General features: G+C 72.7%; 21 protein-coding genes. 14 read left to right on the forward strand and 7 right to left on the reverse strand.

The genetic code is table 11. The features are described from left to right. Positions 1 to 2: 2 nt before the first annotated feature. The 4 genes from AB0D29_RS28360 to AB0D29_RS28375 form a co-directional block, all read right to left on the reverse strand. The gene (locus tag AB0D29_RS28360; protein ID WP_362858103.1) at positions 3 to 647 is read right to left on the reverse strand and encodes a response regulator transcription factor; all 645 of its coding nucleotides are present in this window, start codon (positions 645 to 647) and stop codon (positions 3 to 5) included. Beyond that, entirely contained in the window at positions 599 to 1,900 is a 1,302-nt protein-coding gene (locus AB0D29_RS28365) for a histidine kinase (RefSeq protein ID WP_362858104.1), read from the reverse strand. Before AB0D29_RS28365 ends, AB0D29_RS28360 begins: the two co-directional genes overlap by 49 nt. Before the next feature lie 22 nt (positions 1,901 to 1,922). Next, positions 1,923 to 2,813, reverse strand: coding sequence for a CPBP family intramembrane glutamic endopeptidase (locus AB0D29_RS28370; RefSeq protein WP_362858106.1), 891 nt, complete (start codon positions 2,811 to 2,813; stop codon positions 1,923 to 1,925). Positions 2,814 to 2,997: 184 nt separating this feature from the next. Further along, positions 2,998 to 3,747 carry a glucose 1-dehydrogenase gene (locus tag AB0D29_RS28375; protein WP_362858183.1) on the reverse strand — a complete coding sequence of 250 codons (750 nt, stop codon included), beginning with the start codon at positions 3,745 to 3,747 and terminating at the stop codon, positions 2,998 to 3,000. A gap of 61 nt (positions 3,748 to 3,808) precedes the next feature. Between AB0D29_RS28375 and AB0D29_RS28380 the strand changes: the two genes are divergently transcribed. After that, positions 3,809 to 4,747, forward strand: coding sequence for an NAD-dependent epimerase/dehydratase family protein (locus AB0D29_RS28380; protein ID WP_362858107.1), 939 nt, complete (start codon positions 3,809 to 3,811; stop codon positions 4,745 to 4,747). 44 nt (positions 4,748 to 4,791) lie between these two features. On the opposite strand, the gene AB0D29_RS28385 is transcribed toward AB0D29_RS28380, so the two are convergent. Beyond that, the gene (locus AB0D29_RS28385) at positions 4,792 to 5,778 is read right to left on the reverse strand and encodes a ScbA/BarX family gamma-butyrolactone biosynthesis protein (protein WP_362858108.1); all 987 of its coding nucleotides are present in this window, start codon (positions 5,776 to 5,778) and stop codon (positions 4,792 to 4,794) included. 459 nt (positions 5,779 to 6,237) lie between these two features. Here AB0D29_RS28385 and AB0D29_RS28390 point away from each other — a divergent pair, with 459 nt between their 5' ends. From AB0D29_RS28390 to AB0D29_RS28425, 8 genes are all read left to right on the forward strand, one after another. Then, the gene (locus AB0D29_RS28390) at positions 6,238 to 7,527 is read left to right on the forward strand and encodes a cytochrome P450 (protein ID WP_362858109.1); all 1,290 of its coding nucleotides are present in this window, start codon (positions 6,238 to 6,240) and stop codon (positions 7,525 to 7,527) included. Positions 7,528 to 7,721: 194 nt separating this feature from the next. Next, a complete protein-coding gene (locus AB0D29_RS28395; RefSeq protein ID WP_362858110.1) occupies positions 7,722 to 8,396 on the forward strand; it encodes a ScbR family autoregulator-binding transcription factor in 675 nt (224 codons plus the stop codon). 224 nt (positions 8,397 to 8,620) lie between these two features. After that, on the forward strand, positions 8,621 to 9,286 hold the full coding sequence (locus tag AB0D29_RS28400) for a TetR/AcrR family transcriptional regulator (protein ID WP_362858112.1): 666 nt from the start codon (positions 8,621 to 8,623) through the stop codon (positions 9,284 to 9,286). 259 nt (positions 9,287 to 9,545) lie between these two features. Then, entirely contained in the window at positions 9,546 to 10,421 is an 876-nt protein-coding gene (locus AB0D29_RS28405) for an AfsR/SARP family transcriptional regulator (RefSeq protein WP_362858113.1), read from the forward strand. Between the two features lie 160 nt (positions 10,422 to 10,581). Continuing rightward, entirely contained in the window at positions 10,582 to 11,322 is a 741-nt protein-coding gene (locus AB0D29_RS28410; protein ID WP_362858115.1) for a ScbR family autoregulator-binding transcription factor, read from the forward strand. Beyond that, positions 11,312 to 11,497 (forward strand): hypothetical protein, encoded by a 186-nt coding sequence (locus tag AB0D29_RS28415; RefSeq protein WP_362858116.1) that lies wholly within the window; start codon positions 11,312 to 11,314, stop codon positions 11,495 to 11,497. The genes AB0D29_RS28410 and AB0D29_RS28415 overlap by 11 nt, the downstream gene beginning before the upstream one ends. 374 nt (positions 11,498 to 11,871) lie before the next feature. Beyond that, positions 11,872 to 12,708, forward strand: coding sequence for an AfsR/SARP family transcriptional regulator (locus AB0D29_RS28420; RefSeq protein ID WP_362858117.1), 837 nt, complete (start codon positions 11,872 to 11,874; stop codon positions 12,706 to 12,708). Positions 12,709 to 12,918: 210 nt separating this feature from the next. Then, on the forward strand, positions 12,919 to 14,049 hold the full coding sequence (locus AB0D29_RS28425) for an FAD-dependent monooxygenase (protein WP_362858118.1): 1,131 nt from the start codon (positions 12,919 to 12,921) through the stop codon (positions 14,047 to 14,049). A 28-nt stretch (positions 14,050 to 14,077) separates the two neighbouring features. Here AB0D29_RS28425 and AB0D29_RS28430 read toward each other — a convergent pair whose 3' ends face one another. Further along, on the reverse strand, positions 14,078 to 14,518 hold the full coding sequence (locus tag AB0D29_RS28430) for a hypothetical protein (protein WP_362858120.1): 441 nt from the start codon (positions 14,516 to 14,518) through the stop codon (positions 14,078 to 14,080). Between the two features lie 145 nt (positions 14,519 to 14,663). On the opposite strand from AB0D29_RS28430, the gene AB0D29_RS28435 reads away from it, so the two are divergent. Both AB0D29_RS28435 and AB0D29_RS28440 read left to right on the forward strand, forming a co-directional pair. Next, complete coding sequence (locus tag AB0D29_RS28435) at positions 14,664 to 15,029, forward strand: hypothetical protein (RefSeq protein ID WP_362858121.1); 366 nt, start codon at positions 14,664 to 14,666, stop codon at positions 15,027 to 15,029. Beyond that, a complete protein-coding gene (locus AB0D29_RS28440) occupies positions 15,026 to 15,691 on the forward strand; it encodes a nucleotidyl transferase AbiEii/AbiGii toxin family protein (protein WP_362858123.1) in 666 nt (221 codons plus the stop codon). Before AB0D29_RS28435 ends, AB0D29_RS28440 begins: the two co-directional genes overlap by 4 nt. Positions 15,692 to 15,717: 26 nt before the next feature. On the opposite strand, the gene AB0D29_RS28445 is transcribed toward AB0D29_RS28440, so the two are convergent. Beyond that, positions 15,718 to 16,008 (reverse strand): hypothetical protein, encoded by a 291-nt coding sequence (locus AB0D29_RS28445; RefSeq protein ID WP_362858125.1) that lies wholly within the window; start codon positions 16,006 to 16,008, stop codon positions 15,718 to 15,720. A gap of 680 nt (positions 16,009 to 16,688) precedes the next feature. Here AB0D29_RS28445 and AB0D29_RS28450 point away from each other — a divergent pair. The 3 genes from AB0D29_RS28450 (at position 16,689) to AB0D29_RS28460 (ending at position 20,047) form a co-directional block, all read left to right on the forward strand. Next, positions 16,689 to 17,987 (forward strand): helix-turn-helix transcriptional regulator, encoded by a 1,299-nt coding sequence (locus tag AB0D29_RS28450; protein ID WP_362858126.1) that lies wholly within the window; start codon positions 16,689 to 16,691, stop codon positions 17,985 to 17,987. 77 nt (positions 17,988 to 18,064) lie between these two features. Beyond that, complete coding sequence (locus AB0D29_RS28455; RefSeq protein WP_362858127.1) at positions 18,065 to 19,027, forward strand: SRPBCC family protein; 963 nt, start codon at positions 18,065 to 18,067, stop codon at positions 19,025 to 19,027. Positions 19,028 to 19,099: 72 nt separating this feature from the next. Continuing rightward, positions 19,100 to 20,047, forward strand: a complete 948-nt coding sequence (locus tag AB0D29_RS28460; RefSeq protein WP_362858185.1) for a 4'-phosphopantetheinyl transferase superfamily protein — start codon at positions 19,100 to 19,102, stop codon at positions 20,045 to 20,047. The last annotated feature ends 34 nt before the right edge of the window (positions 20,048 to 20,081 follow it).

A 20,081-nucleotide genomic window follows, 5' to 3' on the forward strand; every position in this document is an offset into this window, starting at 1 on the left:
GTCTAGCGTTTCAGGTAGGCCAGGACGGCCAGGACGCGGCGGTTGTCGTCCGCGGAGGGTTCGATGCGGAGTTTGGTGAAGATGGCGGCGGTGTGTTTGGCGACCGCGCTCTCGCTGATGAACAGGGCGTGGGCGACGGCGGTGTTGGAGCGGCCCTCGGCCATCAGGGCCAGGACGTCCAGTTCGCGCGGTGTCAGTTGCGCGGTGGTGCCGCGGGCGTCGCTGCGGGCCAGGAGCCGTGCGATGACCTGGGGGTCCATGACCGTACCGCCGGTGGCGACGGTGCGGACCGCGTCGATGAACTGGGTGGTGTGCGTGATCCGGTCCTTGAGGAGGTAGCCGATCGCGCCGTGGCCTCCGGCGAGCAGTTCGTGTGCGTAGAGCTGGTCGACGTACTGGGACAGGACGAGGACGGGCAGGGCGGGCCGGGACCGGCGTGCTTCCAGGGCGGCTTGGAGGCCTTCGTCGGTGAAGGTGGGTGGCAGGCGGATGTCGACCACGGCCACGTCCGGTTCCTCTTCGAGGAGGGTTTTGAGCAGGGCGGGGCCGTTGTCGACCGCGGCGATCACCTCGAAGCCGTGTTCCCGCAGGGTGCGCGTCAGCCCGTCCCGGAGGAGGAAGAGGTCTTCGGCGAGGACGACGCGCACGGTATCTCCAAGGTCGCGGTGGTCGGGCCGCCCCGCGGGCTGTGCAGGACGAGGGTTCCGTCGAAGGGGTCCAGCCGGCGCCGTACGCCCCGCAGTCCGCTTCCGTCGGGGTCCGCGCCGCCGCGGCCTTCGTCGGTGACGGTGACGCGCAGGACGTCGTCGGCGTGGCTGAGGCGGATGCGGACCGCGGGGGCGCCGGAGTGCTTGGCGGCGTTGGCGAGGAGTTCCGCGACGGCGAAGTAGCCGGCGGACTCGACGGGGGCGGGGAGCCGGCCGTGCAGGGCCACCTCGATGTGCACGTCGAGGTGGCTGTCGAGGGCCAGGGAGCGCACCGCGTCGCCGAGGCCGCGGTCGGCGAGGACGGGGGGCAGGACGCCGTGGACGAGTTCGCGGAGGTCCTGGAGTGCCCGCTCGGCGGTGGCCCGTACGTCGCGCAGGAGTGCGCGGGCGGCCGGGGGGTCGCGGTCGAGGAGCCGGGTGGCTTCGTCCAGGGTCATGCCCAGGGCGACGAGGCGGGCCTGTGCCCCGTCGTGCAGGTCCCGCTCGATGCGCCGGAGTTCGGCGGCCTGGACGTCGAGGACGTCGGCGCGGGAGCCTGCGAGGTGTTCGATGCGGCGGGCGAGTTCGGTGGTGTGCGGGGCGGCGAGCAGGCGTCCGCTCCAGCGTGCGTGCAGCCGCAGGGTGGCGGGGGCCAGCCGGATCCCGGCGAAGGTGAATCCGAGGCCGAGCAGGAGCGCGGCGAGCATCGCCGGGGTGGAGTCGACCAGGATGAAGGCGTACCAGTTGCCGTCGCCCAGGCGCCGCCAGACGAAGGGCTGCACGGCCGCGCCGAAGAGGCCGTACTCGAGGAGGGCCGGCGGCAGCGCGGCGAGCAGTGCGCCCGTCCACGGCTCCGCCCAGGCCCAGCGCAGGTCGTGCCAGAACCCGTCGTCGCCGAGGAGTGCGCGGGCCTGCCGGTGGCGGCCGGCGGTCCCCCGGGGTGCGGCCGGCCGGGGTGGGAGCGGCTGCGGCGGGCTGATCACGGTTCCCGTCCAGCGGGCGGCCCGGGCGCGGTAGCGGTCGGACATGCGGCGCAGGAACGCCGCGGCGGGCGGGAGCAGGAGGAAGCCGATGCCGACGGGCAGGAGCAGCAGTGCCCCGACCACGAGGGTGCCGGCCCCGGTCACGGCGAGCGCGGTGAGCGAGAGCAGCTGGCATCGGCCGATGTCGGCGAGTTGGCCCCTGATGCCGGGGCGTATGTCTGCCTGTGCCATGCCCACCTGTGGTTCCGTCATGTCAGCGCGGTGCGTGCGCTGTTGCGGCGGTGATCCTATCCGGCGCGCTCGCCGTGCGGCGGGCTCGGGCTCGGGCTCGGGCGAGCCATGGGAGCGCTGCGGCCAGGCAGGCGGCGCCGAAGACCATCATGGGGGCCGCCGCGGGCGACGTCTCGTCCGTCACGAGCAGCAGGCCGAGGTTGACCAGGGTGTGGAAGCCGCCCGCGAGGAGCAGCCGGTTGCTCCGTACGCGTTCCAGGGCCAGGCCGAGGATCACGGACATCGCGACGGTGGCCGTCAGGAATCCGGCCGCGTACGCCGGTCCTTGTGCGAGGGCGGGTACGTGCCACAGGCCCCAGACGGTCCCGACCAGAGCGGAGGCGGTGACCGGGCCGAAGCGGGTGCGCAGCAAGGGCTGGAGGTAGCAGCGCCAGCCGATCTCCTCGGCGCAGGCGCCGAGGAGCTGGGCGGCCACGAGCAGGGCCAGGGGGTGTGCCAGGGCCGGGGGGTTGGTGGCGGGGAGCGTGCCGGAGGTGAGCAGGATGCCGCCTGCGGACAGGGCGATGATCAGGGCGGGGGTGAGCAGGAGGGCCGTCCGGCCGGTGGCCGACCGTGGTGCGCGGCCTGCCGGCCGGCCGGCGCGGGCGGGCAGGGTTCCGGCGAGCCGGTCCTTGGTCCGGGCGGGCCACAGCAGGGCCACGGCCGCCACGGCGAGGGCGGGGCCGAACTGGGTCAGTTGCACCACCTCGGGTGGTATCCCGGTCGCGGGCTGGAGGGCTCCGCAGATTCCCGCCGCGACGAAGGCGACGGCGAGGAACACCCCTGCCTGGGCCGCCCATCCGCTGCGTTCCGCCTTTTCCCGCACCTGGACTTGTACCTGCGCCTGCGCCTGGCCCTGCTTGTGGTCCGGCATGCTGCCCGGCCTCCCCCGTGGGTCGCCGGGGGCGCGGCTCTCACGCCCCCCGTCTTCGACTTTGCCGGTGAGGGGTGCGGTCCGTCCTTGTACGTGGATGCCGAGGGGGGTGTATCCAGGTACACCCCTCCCCCTCGTTGCCGGGCGTTCCGCGGCCGGGGTCAGGGTGCGGTGGTGGACGGGTTCAGCGCGTTGTCCAGCCGCCGTCCACCGAGAGGGTCGTGCCCAGGACGAAGGAGGCGCGGTCGCTGCAGAGCCAGGCGGCCGCCTCGGCGATTTCCGCCGGGTCGGCGATGCGCGGGAGGGGGGCCGACTGGAGGAGGACGTCTTCCATCGCCGGGTTCTGCTGGAGCCAGTTGTCGATCATCTCGCTGCGGGTGGAGCCGGGGGCGATGGCGTTGATGCGGATGTTGTGGGTGGCGTACTCGCAGGCCGCGGCCTTGGTGAAGCCGAGGACGGCGTGTTTGGAGGCGATGTAGGTCGCTGTGACCGGGGTGGCGACGAGGCCGGCGGTGCTGCTGTTGTTCACGATCGAGCCGCCGCCGCCTGCCAGCATGGCGCGGATTTCGTGGCGCATGCAGTTCCAGACGCCGCGGACGTTGGTGTCCATCACGGTGTCGTAGGCGTCTTCGTCGAGCAGGTGCATCGGCTGGGGGGTCGCGCCGACGCCGGCGTTGTTGAAGGCGGCGTCGAGGCGGCCGTGGGCGGCGACGGCCGCGTCGACGGCGCGGGCCACGTCCTCGGTGCGGGAGACGTCGGCGACGACGTACTGGGCCTGGTGGCCGGCGGCGCGCAGTTCCCGGGTGAGGGCGGCGAGTTGGGGTTCGCGGCGGGCCACCAGGGTCACCGAGGCGCCTTCGCGGCAGAAGACGCGTGCGGCGGCCGCGCCGATGCCCGCGCTCGCGCCCGTGATCAGCGCCGATTTGCCCGCCATCAGAGAATTGCTGGTCTCCCCCGTCACGGCGCGACCGTAACACGATGGGATGGGGGGCGTGATGAGAAGAAGAGTTGTGCTGGTGACGGGTGCGGCCGGATTCGTCGGTTCCGTGGTGGTGGAGCGGCTGGTGAAGGAGGGCGTGGGAGTACGGGCGTTGGCGCACCGCTCTGATGTGCCGTCAGGGGTGGAGGGTGTGCGGGGGGACCTCGTGCGGTCCGGGTCGCTGCGCGGGCTGTGCGAGGGGGTGGACTGCGTGCTGCATCTCGCCGCGCGGATCGGGGGCACGGCCGAGGAGTGCCGGGCCGTCAACGTGGACGGTACGCGGGCGCTGTTGGCGGAGGCGGAGCGGGCCGGGGTGCGGCGGATCGTGCAGCTGGGCACGGCGGCCGTGTACCGGGAGGGGGCGCACCGGGGTGCGGTGGAAGGGGAGCTCGCCGAGGAGCCGGGGTCGGTGACCAGTGTGACCCGGCTCGTCGGTGAGCGGATGGTGCTGGCGGCGGGCGGGGCGGTGGTGCGGCCGCATCTGGTGTACGGGCGGGGGGACCGTTGGGTGGTGCCGTCGCTGGTGCGGTTGCTCGCGCGGTTGCCGCACTGGGTGGAGGGCGGGCGGGCCCGGATGTCCGTGGTGTCGGTGGATGCGCTGGCCGGTGCGATCGCCGAGTTGGCCGTACGGGAGGAGGGTGCGAGCGGTGTGCTGCATGCGGGTCATCCCGAGCCGGTGACGGCGCGGGAGTTGGTGGGGACGGTGGCGCGGGAGCTGGGGTTGCCGCTGCCGAGGGGGGAGGTGGACCTGTCCGGGGCGCTGGAGCTGGTGGGGGGCCCGGACGGTCCGGATCCGGTGGTGCGGCGGCAGGTGTCGCTGCTGGCGGTGGACCACTGGTACGACAGCGGACGGCTGTGGGGGCAACTGGAGGCCTCCCCCGGGGCGCGGTTCTCGCAGGCGTTCGGTCAGTACGCCGACTGGTACCGCGGCGAGGGCCGGCAGGTGCGCCGCTGACTCGCCCCTGGGCGTGGCGGGGCGGCCGGTGGGGGCTGCGCCGGTCACCGCAGGGGGAACATGGCGTGGCTCTCTTCGTGGCGGCCGGTCACCGTCGAGGTGAAGACGGTGCGGCCGTCCTGGTGGCCGGTGATCTCGACGCGGCCGGGTGCGACGACGGTGGCGTCGACCCAGCAGGGGGTGTCCAGTTCCGCGTACTGGTGGAACTCGGTGGACAGGCCGGTGGGGGTGAACGTACCGGGGAGGTGGAGTCCGCAGGCGGCTTGGCGGGCGGCTTCGACCAGGACCATGCCGGGGTGGTGGTCGTTGGCGTGCTCGAAGAGGATCGGGTGGTCGAGGTCGGGGTTCAGCAGCCAGCGGCCGGGCCGGTCGGCGGGGGCGAGGACCACGTCGAAGGGCACGAGCCGGCCCGCGGAGGCGGCGGGTACGGGCGTGCGGCGGGCGAGCGGGCGCGTTAAGCCGACGTGCCCGCGGTCGCCGCGCAGCCGGCGGTAGGTGGTGGGGGCGACGCAGGTGAAGCGGGCGGTGCCGGAGGCGGCGAGTTCGCCGTCGCGGTGGATGTCGACCTGGAGGAAGCCGGAGAAGCGGCTGCCCTTCCAGATGAAGTCCGTGCAGCGGGCGGTCATGTCGAGTTCGCTCGGGCCGCGGCCTATGCGCAGCTGCTCGGGGCGGGTGGTGAAGTCCAGGCTCCAGAGGAGGACGTTGTGGCCGAGGGGGACTCCGTAGACGGCGTGGCAGAGGTAGAGGCCGGCCTGTCTGATGGTCTCGCCGGCCTGTACGGGGTCGTGGCCGCGGCCGTCGGCGCTGGTGAAGAAGGTGTGGGCGCGGGGCCACTGTCCGGTGAGGGAGAAGGTGTCGTCGCAGATGCGGTCGCAGCCGGTGAGGAAGACCTCGGCGAGTGAGCTGCGGTGGACGTACTCCCTGGGCACCGTGGTGGTCAGTACTGGGGCCTCGTTGCAGCGCGTCCAGGGTTCTCCCACTCCCCTGAGCGGGAGGACGGGCGCGTGGTTCCGGGTCGTCAGCATGGTCATGGGACCTCTCCCGCAGAGCCGTTTGACGGATGGGACGGGTTGCGTACGCGAAACGCAAGATACGTACTCTCCGGTTTGGTTTGCAAGGTGCGGAGGGAGAGTGGATGTCGCTCGTGCGCCATGGCCGGGGGTGGCCGATCAAGACAGTGCGGGGCCGCCGTGACGTCGACCAGCGAATATCAGGATGGCGGCTGTCGCTCGCGATGCGGGGGATCACGGGCCAAGTGGGAGAAGGGCTTCCGGTCATATGCGCCGGTCCGGCAGGCCATGGTCACATGTTGTTCAACGGGCAACGTTCAGGCCTTCCTTGAGTGATCGCCGTGTGGCGGAACCCGTCCGGCAAACCATTGGCAGGCGGGGTGGGGCAATGTCAGAATCGGGGCCGCCGCCGGTCACTAAAGAACCGGATGGATGGTTTCTGAACGCAGGGTGTCGGCAGTCCGCTGCCCCCTGTGACCGATGTTCGCCGCCATCCTGGAGAGCCGTCAGATGAACCGTCAGTGCCCCATAGCGATCGACCTCTCCGGAGCGGACGTGCACGCCGAGGCGGCGCGCATCCGGGAGCAGGCGCCGGCGACGCAGGTGCTGCTGCCCGGCGGGGTGACCGGCTGGGCCGTCAACCGGCACGCCGACATCCGCAGGCTGCTGGTGGATCCGCGGGTGTCGAAGGACGCCTACCGGCACTGGCCGGCGTGGATCAGCGGAGAGGTCGGCGCCGAGTGGCCGCTGTCGATCTGGGTCTCCGTGCAGAACATGATCACCGCCTACGGGGAGGAGCACACCCGCCTGCGCAGGCCGGTGGCCGCCGCGTTCACCTCGCGGCGCGTCGCCGCCCTGCGGCCGAGGATCGGGGAGGTCGTGGACGGGCTGCTGGACGGCCTGGCCGCGCTGCCGCCGGGCCGGGTGGTCGATCTGCGGGCGGGCTTCGCGCACGAGCTGCCGACCCGGATGGTCTTCGAGCTGTTCGGGATCCCGGAGCGGTCGTGGGCACCCCTGCACAAGATCATCAAGGGTTTCTTCGACACGACGATCACGGTCGAGGACGCGCAGCGCAACGCCGCGGACATGGACGTGACGATGGCCGACGTGGTCGCGTACCGGCGGGCGCACCCGGCGGACGACATCACCAGCGTGCTGATCGCCGCACGGGACTCGGGCGGGGAGGAGGACGGGGTGCGGCTCAGCGAGAAGGAGCTGGTCGACAACCTGATCCTGCTCTTCACGGCCGGCTACGAGACCACCGTCAACCTGATCTGCACCGCCCTCCACGAACTGCTGCGCCACCCGGAGCAGTTGAAGTCCGTAAGGGAGGGACTCGGATCCTGGGAGGACGTGGTCGAGGAGGCGCTGCGCATCGAACCGCCGGCCTCGTACGGGCTGTTGCGGTTCGCGGTGGAGGACATCGACATGGGCGAGGGGGTGGTGATCCCGCAGGGGGACCCGATCCTGGTGTCCTTCGGCTCGGTCGGGCGGGACCCGCAGCTGCACGGGGCGGGGGCGGAGCGGTTCGACGTCACGCGCGAGACGCGCGGTCAGCACCTGTCCTTCGGTTTCGGGACGCACTACTGCCTGGGCGCGACCCTGGCGCGGGCCGAGTGCGCGATCGCCGTGGAGCGCTTCTTCGAGAGGTTCCCGGAGGCGGAACTGACGGTCCCGCGGGGCGGAGAGCTGCCGCGAGTGGCGTCGTTCATCTCCAACGGGCTGCGGGAGCTGCCGGTGGTGCTGGGGGCCGAGAAGCGGGGTGTGTGAGGCGCAAGGGAGGGAAGTGATGGAAGGGGGTGTGGGGTTTTGGTGGAGAGGTGACGGATTGTGATGCCCGGCTGGGGAGAGGCGCTTGACTAAAATACGGACCTTCTGGTTGGTTTTGATGAGGTGACGGATGATGGGGTGACGGATCCTGTCAGGGGATCCGTCAGGCACGACCCATGGACAACGGAGGCACCGTGGCACGGCAAGAGCGTGCGGTACGTACGCGTCGCGCGATCTTGGAAGCGGCGGCGGCGGTCTTCGACGAGCGCGGCTACGACGCGGCCACCATCGCCGACATCCTCGCGCGGGCGGGGGTCACCAAGGGCGCCCTCTACTTCCACTTCTCCTCCAAGCAGGAGCTGGCCCAGGGCGTGCTCGAGGAGCAGTTCGCCGAGGGCGGGGTACCCCACCGGGAGAGCAAGCTCCAGGAACTCGCCGACGTCGCCATGGTGTTGGCGTACCGGATGAAGCACGAGCCGATGCTCAGCGCGGGGGCCCGGCTCTCCCTGGGCCCGGGCATGCGCGACATCTTCGGCGGAGGGTCCGTACCGGGCTGGATCGACTTCACTCGCGCCCTGCTCAGCGAGGCGAAGGAGCAGGGCGAACTGCTCCCCCACGTCGATCCCGCCGAGACGGCCTGGATCCTGTCCGCCTGCTGGACGGGCGCCCAGATCTTCTCGCAGACCCTCAACGACCGGACGGACCTCGAACAGCGGGTGGCCGCCGTCTACCAGCACATCTACCCGAGCATCTCCACGCCCGCGGTGCTCGCGCGGCTGGACCTGGGCCCCGACCGGGGGCGGCGGGTGACCGCGGAGATGGGCATCGGGACCGACCCGGCGCAGGAACCCGAGCCGGCGCTGTCCTGAGGCCGCGCCCGCGGTGCGGACCGCGGGGTCCAGGCGCGCGGTGAAGACGTGTGGCGGCGGGGTATACGACGTAGGGAGTGCGGCCGCAGGGCGGGTTGGCGTAGGCCTCTTACGCACGTCGGCTCCAGCGGGGCACAAGCCGCGCTCCGGTGCGACCGCAGACGGTGGCCGACAAGATCTTGTACCCCCCTGGGCAAACCGCATTGACGGTTTGTGGAGACTCCATGGTCAAGCAGGAGCGTGCGGCCCGCACGCGAGAGACTCTCATCCGTGCTGCCGCGGAGGTGTTCGCCGAGCAGGGTTTCGTCACCGCGTCGATCGCGGCGATCAGCCGACGGGCCGGGGTGAGCGCCGGCGGGCTGCACTTCCACTTCGAGAACAAGACCGTGCTCGCCCAGGCCGTCGAGGACCGGGCGGCGCAGGCGCTGCGGCAGGTCACCACCGAGCGGTGGGGCGCCGTCGCGGCCTCGTCCGGTGCGGTGGACGGCAACGCCCTGCAGGTGCTGGTGGATTCCTCCCACGCCCTGATGGCCCTGCTGGCGGCGGACGTGGTGGTGCGGGCCGCCTTCCTGCTGTGCGCGGACGTCTCCCGCAGGAGCGCGATCGACCTGCGCCGGCAGTGGCGCCTGTGGGTCGAGGCGGTCGCGCGGGCCGCGGCGCGGCAGGGTGCGCTGGCCGACGGGCTCTCCCCGCGGGACGCGGCGGGCGTGGTGGTGGCCGCCACCGTGGGGCTGGAGGCCCTGGGAGCCCGCGAACGGGACTGGCTGGCGCCCCACGCCCTCACCCGGTTCTGGACGCTGACACTCCCCCAGCTCGCGGCCGACGGGACTCTGGGTGGGCTGGTGGCGGAAGGGTCGGCCGGTGAAGCCGGCCGCGGTTCCACCCCGTAACGAGGCGCCGTACCAGACTGATTGGTCTGTTTGAAGAGCCGTGGGAGTCGGTTCCGGGGCCCCGGGTGGGGGCGATCAAGGGATGTGGAGACCGTCAGGGGATGCGCGTCGACTGGTGAAACCCCAGCTGGGAGTGGGTTTTTGAGCGTTAGTCAGGTGGCGTCGGTCTGTAAAACAGCGCAACCGGTTTGATATTGACAAACCGTCGGTCCTGTTTTCTACTTGCTGTGCGACTCATCCAAGGACAGGGGAGTACGGCGTGGACATCGATGTACTGGGCGCGTTGGCTGTGCGGGAGAACGGGATCTCCATCACGCCGACCGCCCCCAAGCCCCGGCAGGTCCTGGCGCTCCTGGCCCTCCATGCCGACCAGGTGGTGCCCGTATCGGCGCTGATCGAGGAGCTGTGGGCGGGCGAACCGCCGCGCAGCGCGCGCACGACGCTCCAGACGTACGTCTTGCAGTTACGCGCCCTCATCGCGACCGCTCTGGAGCGGAGCGCGGCCGGCGGCACGGAGGCCGGTGCGGATCCCCGCGATCCGCGGGATCCCGGCGATCCCGTGCGGACCGCGAAGGACATACTCGTCACCCTGCCGGGCGGCTATCTGCTGAGCAGCGGCGGCGGAGTTCTGGACGTGCGGGAGTTCGACCGGCTCGCCGGGACCGGCTACCGCGCCATGGACGCGGGCGACTTCCCCGCCGCGGCGCGGCTGCTGCGCGAGGCACTGGCCCTGTGGAGCGGGCCGGCCTTCGCCGACGTGCAGGGCGGGGTCCAGCTGGACATGGAGGCCAGACGGCTGGAGGAGACGCGGCTGTGCGCCCTCGACCAGCGGATCGAGGCGGACCTGCGGCTGGGCCGGCACCGGGAGTTGCTGGCCGAACTGACCGTGCTGGCGAGCCGGTACCGCACGCACGAGAACCTGCACGGCCAGTTCATGCTCGCCCTGCACCGCTCGGGCCGGCGCGGCGAGGCGCTGGACGTCTACCAGCGGCTGCGCGGGACGCTGGTGCGCGAGCTGGGGCTGGAGCCGTCCGTGGCGCTGCGGCGCCTGCAGCGCTCGATCCTGATGGCGGGCCCCGAGGGCCTCACTGAGCCGGGCGTCGAGCCCGGGGGCGAGCGGCTCGTACGGGTCTGAGGCGTGCGAGGCGTGTGAGGTGTGCGGGGTGTTGAGGTGTTGAGGTGTTGAGGTGTTGAGGTCTCCGAGGCCTTAGGGGTCTTCGTCCTCCGGCCGGTCAGGGGCCGTCGAGGTGCGCGGGGTCCTGTCGGTCGGCGGCGGGGCGAGAGGGGACGGCTCGGTGCAGGAGAGGTCGGAGCGAACCCGTAGGCGGCTGGTCCATGCCGCGGCCGAGATGTTCCACCGCAACGGCTACGCCAGCGCGACGCTGGGCGAGATCGCGGGCGCGGCCGGGGTGACGAAGGGGGCGCTGTACTTTCACTTCGCCTCCAAGGACGAGCTGGCGGAGGCCGTGCAGCAGCGGGGGTACACCCTGCTGCACGACGAGGTACGGGCCCTGCGCGAGTCGGGGGCCTCGCCGTTGCAGGCGCTGATCGACATCACGCACTGGCTGGCCGCGGCGCTGTACGAGGATCCGGCGATCCCGGCGAGCTTCCGGATCACCAAGGAGTGCGGGGCGGGACCGCGGGGGCCGGTCGGGGCGCAGTCGGTGGTGGTGGACTTCCACGCGGCGTGGATCTCGGCGGTCTGTACGTTGCTCCGGCTGGCGCGGGACGCGGGTGAACTGCCGGCGGCGGACCGGGCGTGGGAGGGCGCGGAGGCGCTGGTGGCGGCCGTGGCGTGCGGGATCGAGGTCCTGTCCGGTACCGGGATGCCGTACCGGGAGCTGCAGCGGAAGGTGGCGGCCCTGTGGGCCCTGCTGCTGCCGGGCCTGGTGACGGCCGAGAGCGTACGGAAGTACCGGGCGCGGGCGCCGGGTGGCGCGGCGGGCGGGCCGGGGTCCGACGAGGCCGCGGAGTTCCTCGGGGCGGGGCGGGAGGGGGCGGGCGGTGGAGCGGGCGGAGCGGCCTGTGAGCGGTGAGACGGTGGTGCCGCTGTGGGCGGCGCCGCTGGGAGGGACGGCCCGCGGTGGTGCGACCGCCGTCGAGGGGAACGGGAACGGGGACGGGGTGACGCCGCCGGGTGCCGTGCGGGCGGGCGTGGTGCTGCCCGGTGACGCGGACCGGGCCGACGCGGCGGGCGCGCAACTCCCTTAGGGGGGCGCGGTGATCGCGGAACGGACCAGTGGGCAGGTGGGCCGGGCGTCCAAGGGGGCGCCCGGCACGGGCAGCGCGGACAGAGGCCGGACGGGTACCTGACGTCCGGCGTTCGCGTTGGTGTCGGTGGTGCTGTTGGTGGTGCTGTTGGTGGTGGTGTTCCGGTGCGGCCGGTGCTCGGGTGAAGTGGTCCTCCCCCGGGCCGGGTTCGTGCGTGTTTCGCCTGGGTGCGGGCCTGTTCCACGGCTGCGGGACGGGGCGTGGAGAGGGGCTCGAAGGGGGCTTGAGAATCCGGTGACATCGGTCAAGTACCGCTACCGTGCCCCGAGTCGAAGGCCGAAAAACGAGGGAGTCGACGACTTGCGGAGGAGACCGTGAAGATTAAGGTGCTGGGTCCGTTGAGTGCCGAGGTCAACGGGGGTTCGATCGTTCCGACCGCACGCAAACCGCGGCAGATCCTGACGCTCCTCGCCCTCTACCCGGGCCGGGTGGTGCCGGTGCCCACGCTCATGGAGGAGCTCTGGGGCACCAACCTGCCGCAGAGCGCTCTCACGACCTTGCAGACGTACATACTCCAGCTGCGCCGGCAGCTGGGTACCGCCATGGGGCCGGGCGGCGGCGGCCCGGGCAGCGCCGGTGGCGCGAAAGAGGTCCTTGTCACGCGGCACGGCGGATACCTGCTGCAGATCCCGCCGGAGGCGGTGGACGTGCACGAGTACGAGAGCCTCGTGACCCGGGGCCACAGCGACTTCGAGCAGGGCGACGACGAGAGCGCGGCGGCCATGCTGCGCGCGGCGCTCACGCTGTGGCAGGGGCCCGCGCTGGTCGACGTACGGGTGGGCCCGATCCTGGAGATCGAGGTGATGCGGCTGGAGGAGAGCCGGCTGGTCACCGTGGAGCGGCGGATCGACGTGGACCTGCGGCTGGGCCGGCACACGGAGCTGCTGGCCGAGCTCACCGAGCTGATCGCACGGCATCCGCAGCACGAGGGGCTGCACTCGCAGGCGATGGTGGCGCTGTACCGGTCGGGGCGCCAGGCGACGGCCCTGGACGTGTACCGGCGGCTGCGGGGCCGGCTGATCGAGGACCTGGGAGTGGAGCCGTCGCCGCAGCTCCAGCGGCTGCACCAGGCGATGCTGACGGTCGATCCGGCGCTGGACGTGCAGGCGGGACCGAAGCGGGGGTCAACGTTCGACCTGTACGCGGTCTGAGCCCGGGACCCGGCCGGCCAGCGCGGGTGGCCGGGCGGGGCGGGTGGCCGGGCGGGGCGGGTGGCGGGGCGGGGCCGCGGGTGTCGGTCGTCTGTCGGGGGGTGCCGGCGGCTGTCGGTCCGCTGTCGGCGGCTTGTTGGCCGGCCCTGACACCTTTCGGGAGACGGCCGGCCGGATCCCACCGGGCGGCCCGGTCCCGAAGGAGCCACCATGCACACACCCGTCACGATCATCGGCGCGGGACTCGGCGGACTCGCGCTGGCCCGTGTCCTGCACGTCCACGGGATCCCGGCCACGGTCTACGAGGCGGAGTCCTCCCCGGCGGCGCGCACGCAGGGCGGGATGCTCGACATCCACGACTACAACGGCCAGCTCGCCCTCGAGGCGGCGGGTCTGATGGACGAGTTCCGCGCCATCGTCCTGGAGGGCCGGCAGGCGATGCGGGTCCTCGACCGGGACGGGAGCGTCCTGTTCGACAAGGCCGACGACGGCACGGGCGGGCGCCCCGAGGTGCAGCGCAGTGAACTGCGCCGGATCCTGCTCGACTCGCTCCCGGCCGGCACCGTCCGGTGGGGGCACAAGGCCGCCGGCGCCCGGGCCCTCGGCGGGGGCCGCCACGAGGTGACGTTCGCCGACGGCGGCACCCTCGTCACCGGCCTGCTGGTCGGCGCGGACGGCGCGTGGTCCCGGGTGCGGCCGCTGCTGTCCACCGCCATGCCCGAGTACGCCGGCACCTCGTTCGTCGAGACGTACCTGTTCGACGCCGACACCCGCCATCCCGCCACCGCGAAGGCGGTCGGCGGCGGGATGCTGATCGTGCCCGCACCGGGCAGGGAGATCTTCGCTCACCGGGAGAGCGGTGACACCCTGCACACCTATGTGGCGCTGGCCAGGCCGCTGGACTGGTTCGCCGCCATCGACTTCACCGACGCCGCCGCGGCCACCGAACGGATAGCGCGGGAGTTCGACGGCTGGGCGCCGGAGGTCACCGCGCTGATCACCGACGGCGACACCGCGCCGGTCCTGCGTCCCCACTACGTCCTGCCGGACGGGCACCGGTGGGACCGGGTGGCGGGGGTGACCCTGCTCGGTGACGCCGCGCACCTCGGGGTCCCGAACGGCGAAGGCGCCAACCTGGCCCTGCTCGACGGCGCCGAACTCGGCAAGGCCCTCGCCGCGCACCCCGACGACGTGGAGGCCGCGCTCACCGAGTACGAGCAGGCCATGTTCGTCCGCAGCGCCGAGGTCCCGAAGTTCGAGGGTGTCGAGCTCTCCGAGATCTTCTCGGCTGACAACACGGCCCACGGCCTGATCGACATGATCACCGAAAAGGGCCGATGACCCGCCGCCCTGTGCGGGGTGCCCGCCTCTAGGGGCAGGACTCCTCGTTCTTCACCGTGCCGAAGTCGATCTTCGTGTCGGTGCCGGTGGTCGTGCCGGCGGCCGGGGTCTGCGTGCAGACCTTCCAGTTCCGGTCGAGGACCTGGTTGCGGTTCTTGCCGAGCGCGTCGTGCGAGGAGAGGAAGTAGAACCCCGCGGCTTGCGCGCCGTCTTGGGCGGTCTGGAGGACCTGGCCGACGAAATTGGGGACGGCGGCCGCCGGCTTTCCCCCCTTCGGCGGGGCGGGGACGCTGCCGGCCGGGGCGGGCGCGGCGGTCGTGGCGGCGGGAGGCGCGGCGGGCGCCGGGGCGGCGCTGGTACCGGTACTGGTGCTGGTACCCGTGCTGGTGTCCGCGGCCTGCGGGTCGCACCCGGTGAGGGCGAGGCATCCGACGGCGGCGAGCAGAGCGATGGTGCGGTATGTGCGCATCGCGCCACTCTGGCGCGGCGCGGGGGGCCGAGAGGCGGCTGTGACCGATCCGTAACGCGCGAAGCCCGCAGACGGCGGGCGGCCGCGGGGCGGTTTATCGCGTCTGCGGTACCGGGGACGGGCGGGGCGCGGGATAATCGGGTTCATGGTCATGCACTCCTCCAGCAGCGCGGCGCCGTCGGCGGCCGAGGTGTTCCGCGCCCGGTACGCGAGCCGACTGCCCGCTTCGCTGGAGGAGCTCGCGGGTCCGGAGCACGGGGTGGTCGAGCTGCCCCTGCACGTGGCCTGGTCCGGGCTGCGCGCCTACGACCTGGACCGGCCCCGCCTGCGCATGGGCCTGTACCGCACCGTCCTGGCCGAGGGGCAGCACGAGGACCTCGTGACCCTGCTGAACCGCGACCTCCTCGTGGCGCAGTGGCCGGTCCTGCGCACCCTGGTCAGCAGACATGTGCGACAGGTCTGGGAGGAAGCCTTTCCCGAGCTCGCGAGCGCGAGGTCCGTCGCCGCGTGAAGCTGAGCGACCTGCACCGGCGGCTGCTGGCCGCCGTCATCGACATCGGCGCGCCGTATCCGCTCGTGATCACCGGCGGGTACGCCGTTCAGGCCCATGGCCTCGTCGAGCGGTTCAGCCAGGACCTGGACGTCGCCACCGAGAACCCGGCTCCGATGGCGGAGATCGTCGCGAGCCTGGAGCGGGGACTGGCCGCACGGGGCTGGCAGGTACGCGTGATCGACGTGGACTCGTTGTCGGCCCGGCTGATGGCTGTCGACCCGGACACCGGCGAGCAGTGCGAGGTGGACGTCCTCAAGGAGCATTTCTGGACGCCGCCGGCCCAGACCGAGTACGGGCCGGTCCTCGCCTTCGACTCCGTCATCGGGACGAAGGTCCGCGCCCTGGCCGACCGCGGCGCCGTCCGCGACCTCATCGACGTACACGCCGCCTCCCGGCATCGCACGGCCGCTGAGCTGGAGCGCCTCGGCGCGCGGCACGGCCGGGACGAATTCCGCCTCCACGACCTCATCGACCGCCTGGCCGGCGCGGACTGGGTCGACGACGAGGAGTTCACCACGTACGGCCTCACCGAGAGCGAGACGGCTGAACTGCGGGGCTGGGCCCAGCGCTGGGTGAGCGATCTCGACCAGCGCCTGCACGACGGCGACGACGAGGTCTGACGGTCCCGTCGGGAGCGGCCTGGGGGTTACAGGCCGAGGATGAGTCCCACCGCGGCGGCGGAGCCGAGGTGGGCGGCGGTGAGCATGAGCCATTCGATGATTCCCATACGCAGGCGATTGCGCGCCAGTACCCGCCACTCGAGGACGATGCCCGCGACGGCGGCGGTGAGCAGGGGGATCCACAGCAGGGCCCACCAGGACCAGACGCCGCCGAAGCGGAGCACGGCGCAGGCCGCGCCGGTGAGCGGCACCATCAGCGACCAGGACGGTGTCTGGCGTGGGTCGTCGGAGTGTTCCGTGGTTGAGGGGTCGTTCACGGCGGGCGGCCTTTCGTGCCGGAGTTGTCGGGTCATGGCGGAGGGCGCGCCGCACCGGTGGGGTGCGGCGCGCCCTCCGTCACATCTCGACGTCTCGGTGGAACAGCTCCCGGAGCGTTCGGCGGTGTCCGTGGCTGTGCCGAGAACGTAGCCCGGCTCGAGGGGGTCCCTCAAAGGGTTGGGGCCGCGGGCGTGTTCAGGAACGGATCGTTTCCGCCGTGTCGCAGGCCGTCGGTACCTCCGGGAATGGGTTCAAAGGTTCCGCAATCGCCTTCGGCTCACCGGGTTTTGGCCAAACCGTCGAACGCGGCGCGCGGTGCGCGGCGTGTCGCGGCGTTCGTCGACGGCCATGGGCGGGCGGGGTTCGGCGTCTGGGCCAGCCGATGTCGTCGTCCGGGTGGGTCTTCTCGGTCGGGTCGGCGGGCCGGGGGGCTGGGGACACCGATGGCCTCATGATCGACTCCAAGGCGCTGAATGCGAGAAGAGCGGGCTCCGGCCGGTGCCGGGGCCGGGTTCTGGAGAGTCTGCCTCGGTCGGTTCGAGGAACGCTTGAGGAACACATGACGTGCGCATGAGAGCCGTCGCGAACCCCTGGCAAAGGTTTGCCCGCGTGTTGCCGGGCGTCCTACGCTCGATGGCGGTTCCCGACAGATTTCTTGCCCGCGACCTCAGGGATGCTCATGCTGCGACAGCCCGCGTTCGGACACCGCCTGAGAAAGCTCCGGATGGCCCAGGGCCTGTCCCAGACGGCGCTGGCCGGCGAGGGCATGTCCACCGGCTACCTCTCCCGTCTGGAGTCGGGCGCACGGCAGCCGACCGAGCGGGCCGCGGGGTACCTGGCCGGCCGACTGGGCCTGGAACCGGCCGACTTCGAGGAGCCGGCCACCGGCTCGCTGGCCCATGCGCTCACCCTCGCGGCGTCCACCGGCTCCCCCGACGCCATCGAGGCGCTGCGCCGGGCCCTGGCCGCCGAGGGGCACGAGCCGCCGGTCCTGCGCTGGCAGGCGCTGTGGCTCCTCGCCCGGGCGGCCCGCGTCCAGGGCGACCACGCGCTGGAGTTGGAGCGGCTCACCCGGCTGGTCGCGCTCGGCGAGGAGGTGGGCGTGTGCGAGCTGCGCGTGCGGGGCCTGACCCGGCTCGCCCGCTGCCTGCGGTCCATCGGTGAGATCAACCCGGCCCTGGACGCCGCCGTCGAGGCCCACCGGATCGCGCTGGGAGAGGAGTTGGGGGTGGAGGACCGGGCCACCGCCCTGCTGGCGCTGGTGTCCGTACAGGCCGAGGCGGGCCGGATCGGGGACGCGCGCGTGCACGCCGACGAGCTGACCGTCCTCGTCGAGGGGCGCTCCGACGCGCTGTGGGCCGAGGCCATGTGGACGGCCGCCGCCGTCCGGATGCGCCAGGGCGACTACCCGGGTGCGCAGGCCTGCCTGGACGACGCCCTCGAGCGGTTCGGCAGTCAGGAGGACCTGGTCCTGTGGATCCGGCTGCGGCTGGCCACGGCCCGGCTGCACCTGCAGAAGCTGCCCGCCGATCCGGAGCAGGCACGTCGGCGCGCCGCCGAGGCCGAGGCCGCCCTCGCCTTCGTGGGCACGCCGGCCCTTCGGCAGGACCTGACCGCGCTCAAGGCCGACCTCGCGTTCGCCACCGGCCAGTACGACGACGCGCGCGCCCTGCTGGGCCAACTGGCCGCCGACCAGCCGAGGATGACCTACCGCGGCCGGGTGCGGCTGGAGATCCTGCGCCATCAGCTGCTGATCCTCGGCGGCGACCCCGCCGGGATCCAGGGCCTGCGCGATCTGGCCCAGCAGGCGCAGGAGGACGCCAACATCGACCTCGCCGCCGAGATCTGGCGGGTGCTGGCCGACGCACTGACCCAGGCGGGACAGGCCGGACAGACCATGGGTCAGGCCACCGGACAGGCCGCCGATCGGGCCGGGCGGGCGGGGCGGCTCAGCGGGGCCTCGGCCGTCGGCGGTTGAGGAAGGCTCAAGTCCCCTGGTGCAGCCTGTGGTGCAGCCCGGAACGCATCGCAGGAACGATCAGAGGGGTGCCTCTCATGCCGTCGCAGCGCGTGCACGCGAGCGAGCGGACGGCGTGGGTGGCCGCCCCGGCCGGCGTGGTCTACGGACTTCTGGCCGACGCCGTCCGCTGGCCCCTCCTGCTGCCCTCGCACGTCCACGTCGAACGGATGGACTTCGACGGGGTCCGGGAGCGGCTGCGGGTATGGGACGTGCGCGAGGACCGGGTCCGCTCCTTCCACGTGCGCCGGGTGCTGTACCCGCACTCAAGGACCGTCGCCTTCGAGCAGGAGGACACCGCCCGCCCGGGCGTGCCCACCACCGGCGTGTGGACGGTCGAGGCGCTCGGCGAGACCGAATCGCTCCTGACGTTGCGTCAAGAGCGCACGCTGGAGGGGCTGCCCGCCGCCGAGACCGAGCACAGCCGGCGGGAGTGGCAGGCGGAGCCGGCCGAGCAGCTCGCCCACGTGAAGGGGGTCGCCGAGCGCTGGGAGCGCCTGGACCAGCTGCTGTTCTCCTTCGAGGACAGCGTGCGCGTGGACGGCCCCGCCGAGCTGGTCTACGACTTCCTCTACCGGATCGGGGACTGGCCCGAGCGCGTCCCGCACGTGGAATCGGTGGGCGTGGTCGAGGACGTGCCCGGCGTGCAGCTGGCGACCGTGGACACCTGCGCCGCCCCCGGCGGGCGTACGGTCACCACCCGCTCGGTGCGGCTGTGCTTCCCCGCGGCCGCGCGGATCGTCGACAAGGAGCTGACGACGTCCCGGCTGATCGCCGCGCACAGCGGCGAATGGTCCCTGGTCCCGGACGGGGACGGCGTACGGGTCGTCTGCGCCCGGCGGGTGATGCTGCGGGAGGACGCGGTCGAGGAGGTGCTGGGGGCGGGGACCGACCTCGTGGAGGCCCGCCGGTACGTACGGACGTGGCTGGGGCGGGCCGGTACGGAGACGCTGCGCCTGGCCAGGTGGCACGCCCAGAGCGCCGTACGCCGCCTGCGATGAGCCACGCACCCACGAGCCCACGAGCCCACGAGCCCACAAGTCTGCGATGAGCACGAGAAGGAGGTCGTGACCATGGTTGCCGCCCGGTCCCGCCCGGAGCCGCTCGACGCTCCCCTGCACCTTGCCGGTCCCGAAGGCCCGTGGGACGAGGTGGGCGACCGGCTCGACGACGCAGGCCGGGCGGTGGTCTGCACGACGTGGGGCCAGTGGCTGGCCGCCGTGCTGCTCGACCCCGCGCTGCGGCCCCTGCTCGGGCGCGACTGGCCGCGCTACCGGCAGACGGCGGCCGCGGCCGGCCGGATGCGCTTCGCCGTCTCGCGGTTCGTGGTGAAGCACTCCGCCGCGGCCGCGCTGAACGTTCCCGTGGACACCGTGGAACTGGGCTACGAGCCGGACGGGCAGCCCCTGGTGCGGGGTGCGGGCGAGGACCTGGCGGTGAGCCTGGCGCACACCGGTGAGCTGATCGTGGTCGGTGTCAGCCGTACCGGTCCGATCGGTGTGGACGCGCAGCCCGCGGACCGTGACGTCGCCGCCGAGGTGCCGCCCGAGCAGTGGTGCACCGCGGCGGAACGCGCGGCACTGGCCGCACTGCCCGCAGGCGAGCGCCGGGCCCGGCTGCTGTGGCTGTGGACCCTGAAGCAGGCCCGTACCAGGGCGCTCGGGCACGGGCCGCACCACGGTTTCTCCCCCTTCGGGTTCGACCGCGACGAGCGGGGCCGTGTCGTTCTGGTGGGCGCGCCGGACGAGGAGGGGGACGCGGACGGGGAGGGGGACGCGGACGGGGAGGGGGGCGCGGACGGGGAGTGGACGTTCACCACCCATCGCGTCCTGGAGCGTTGTCTGGTCGGCGCCGCGCACCGGCGCCGGCCCGCCCCGCCGGCGGCCGGGAAGGCGCAGGTCGACACCGGTTCGCGAAGCGCTGCAGCACCACTTGAGGAAAGGGGAACCGGGCCCGGGGACCACTTACCCTTTCTGCGACCGGTGACCTCCGGGTGGGGCGAGGGAAGGCGGACGCCGTGAACGCAGGGGAACTCTCCGCGGTGCCCTTCGCGCC

It is taken from the genome of Streptomyces sp. NPDC048424, from assembly GCF_040651555.1.
Taxonomy (GTDB): domain Bacteria; phylum Actinomycetota; class Actinomycetes; order Streptomycetales; family Streptomycetaceae; genus Streptomyces.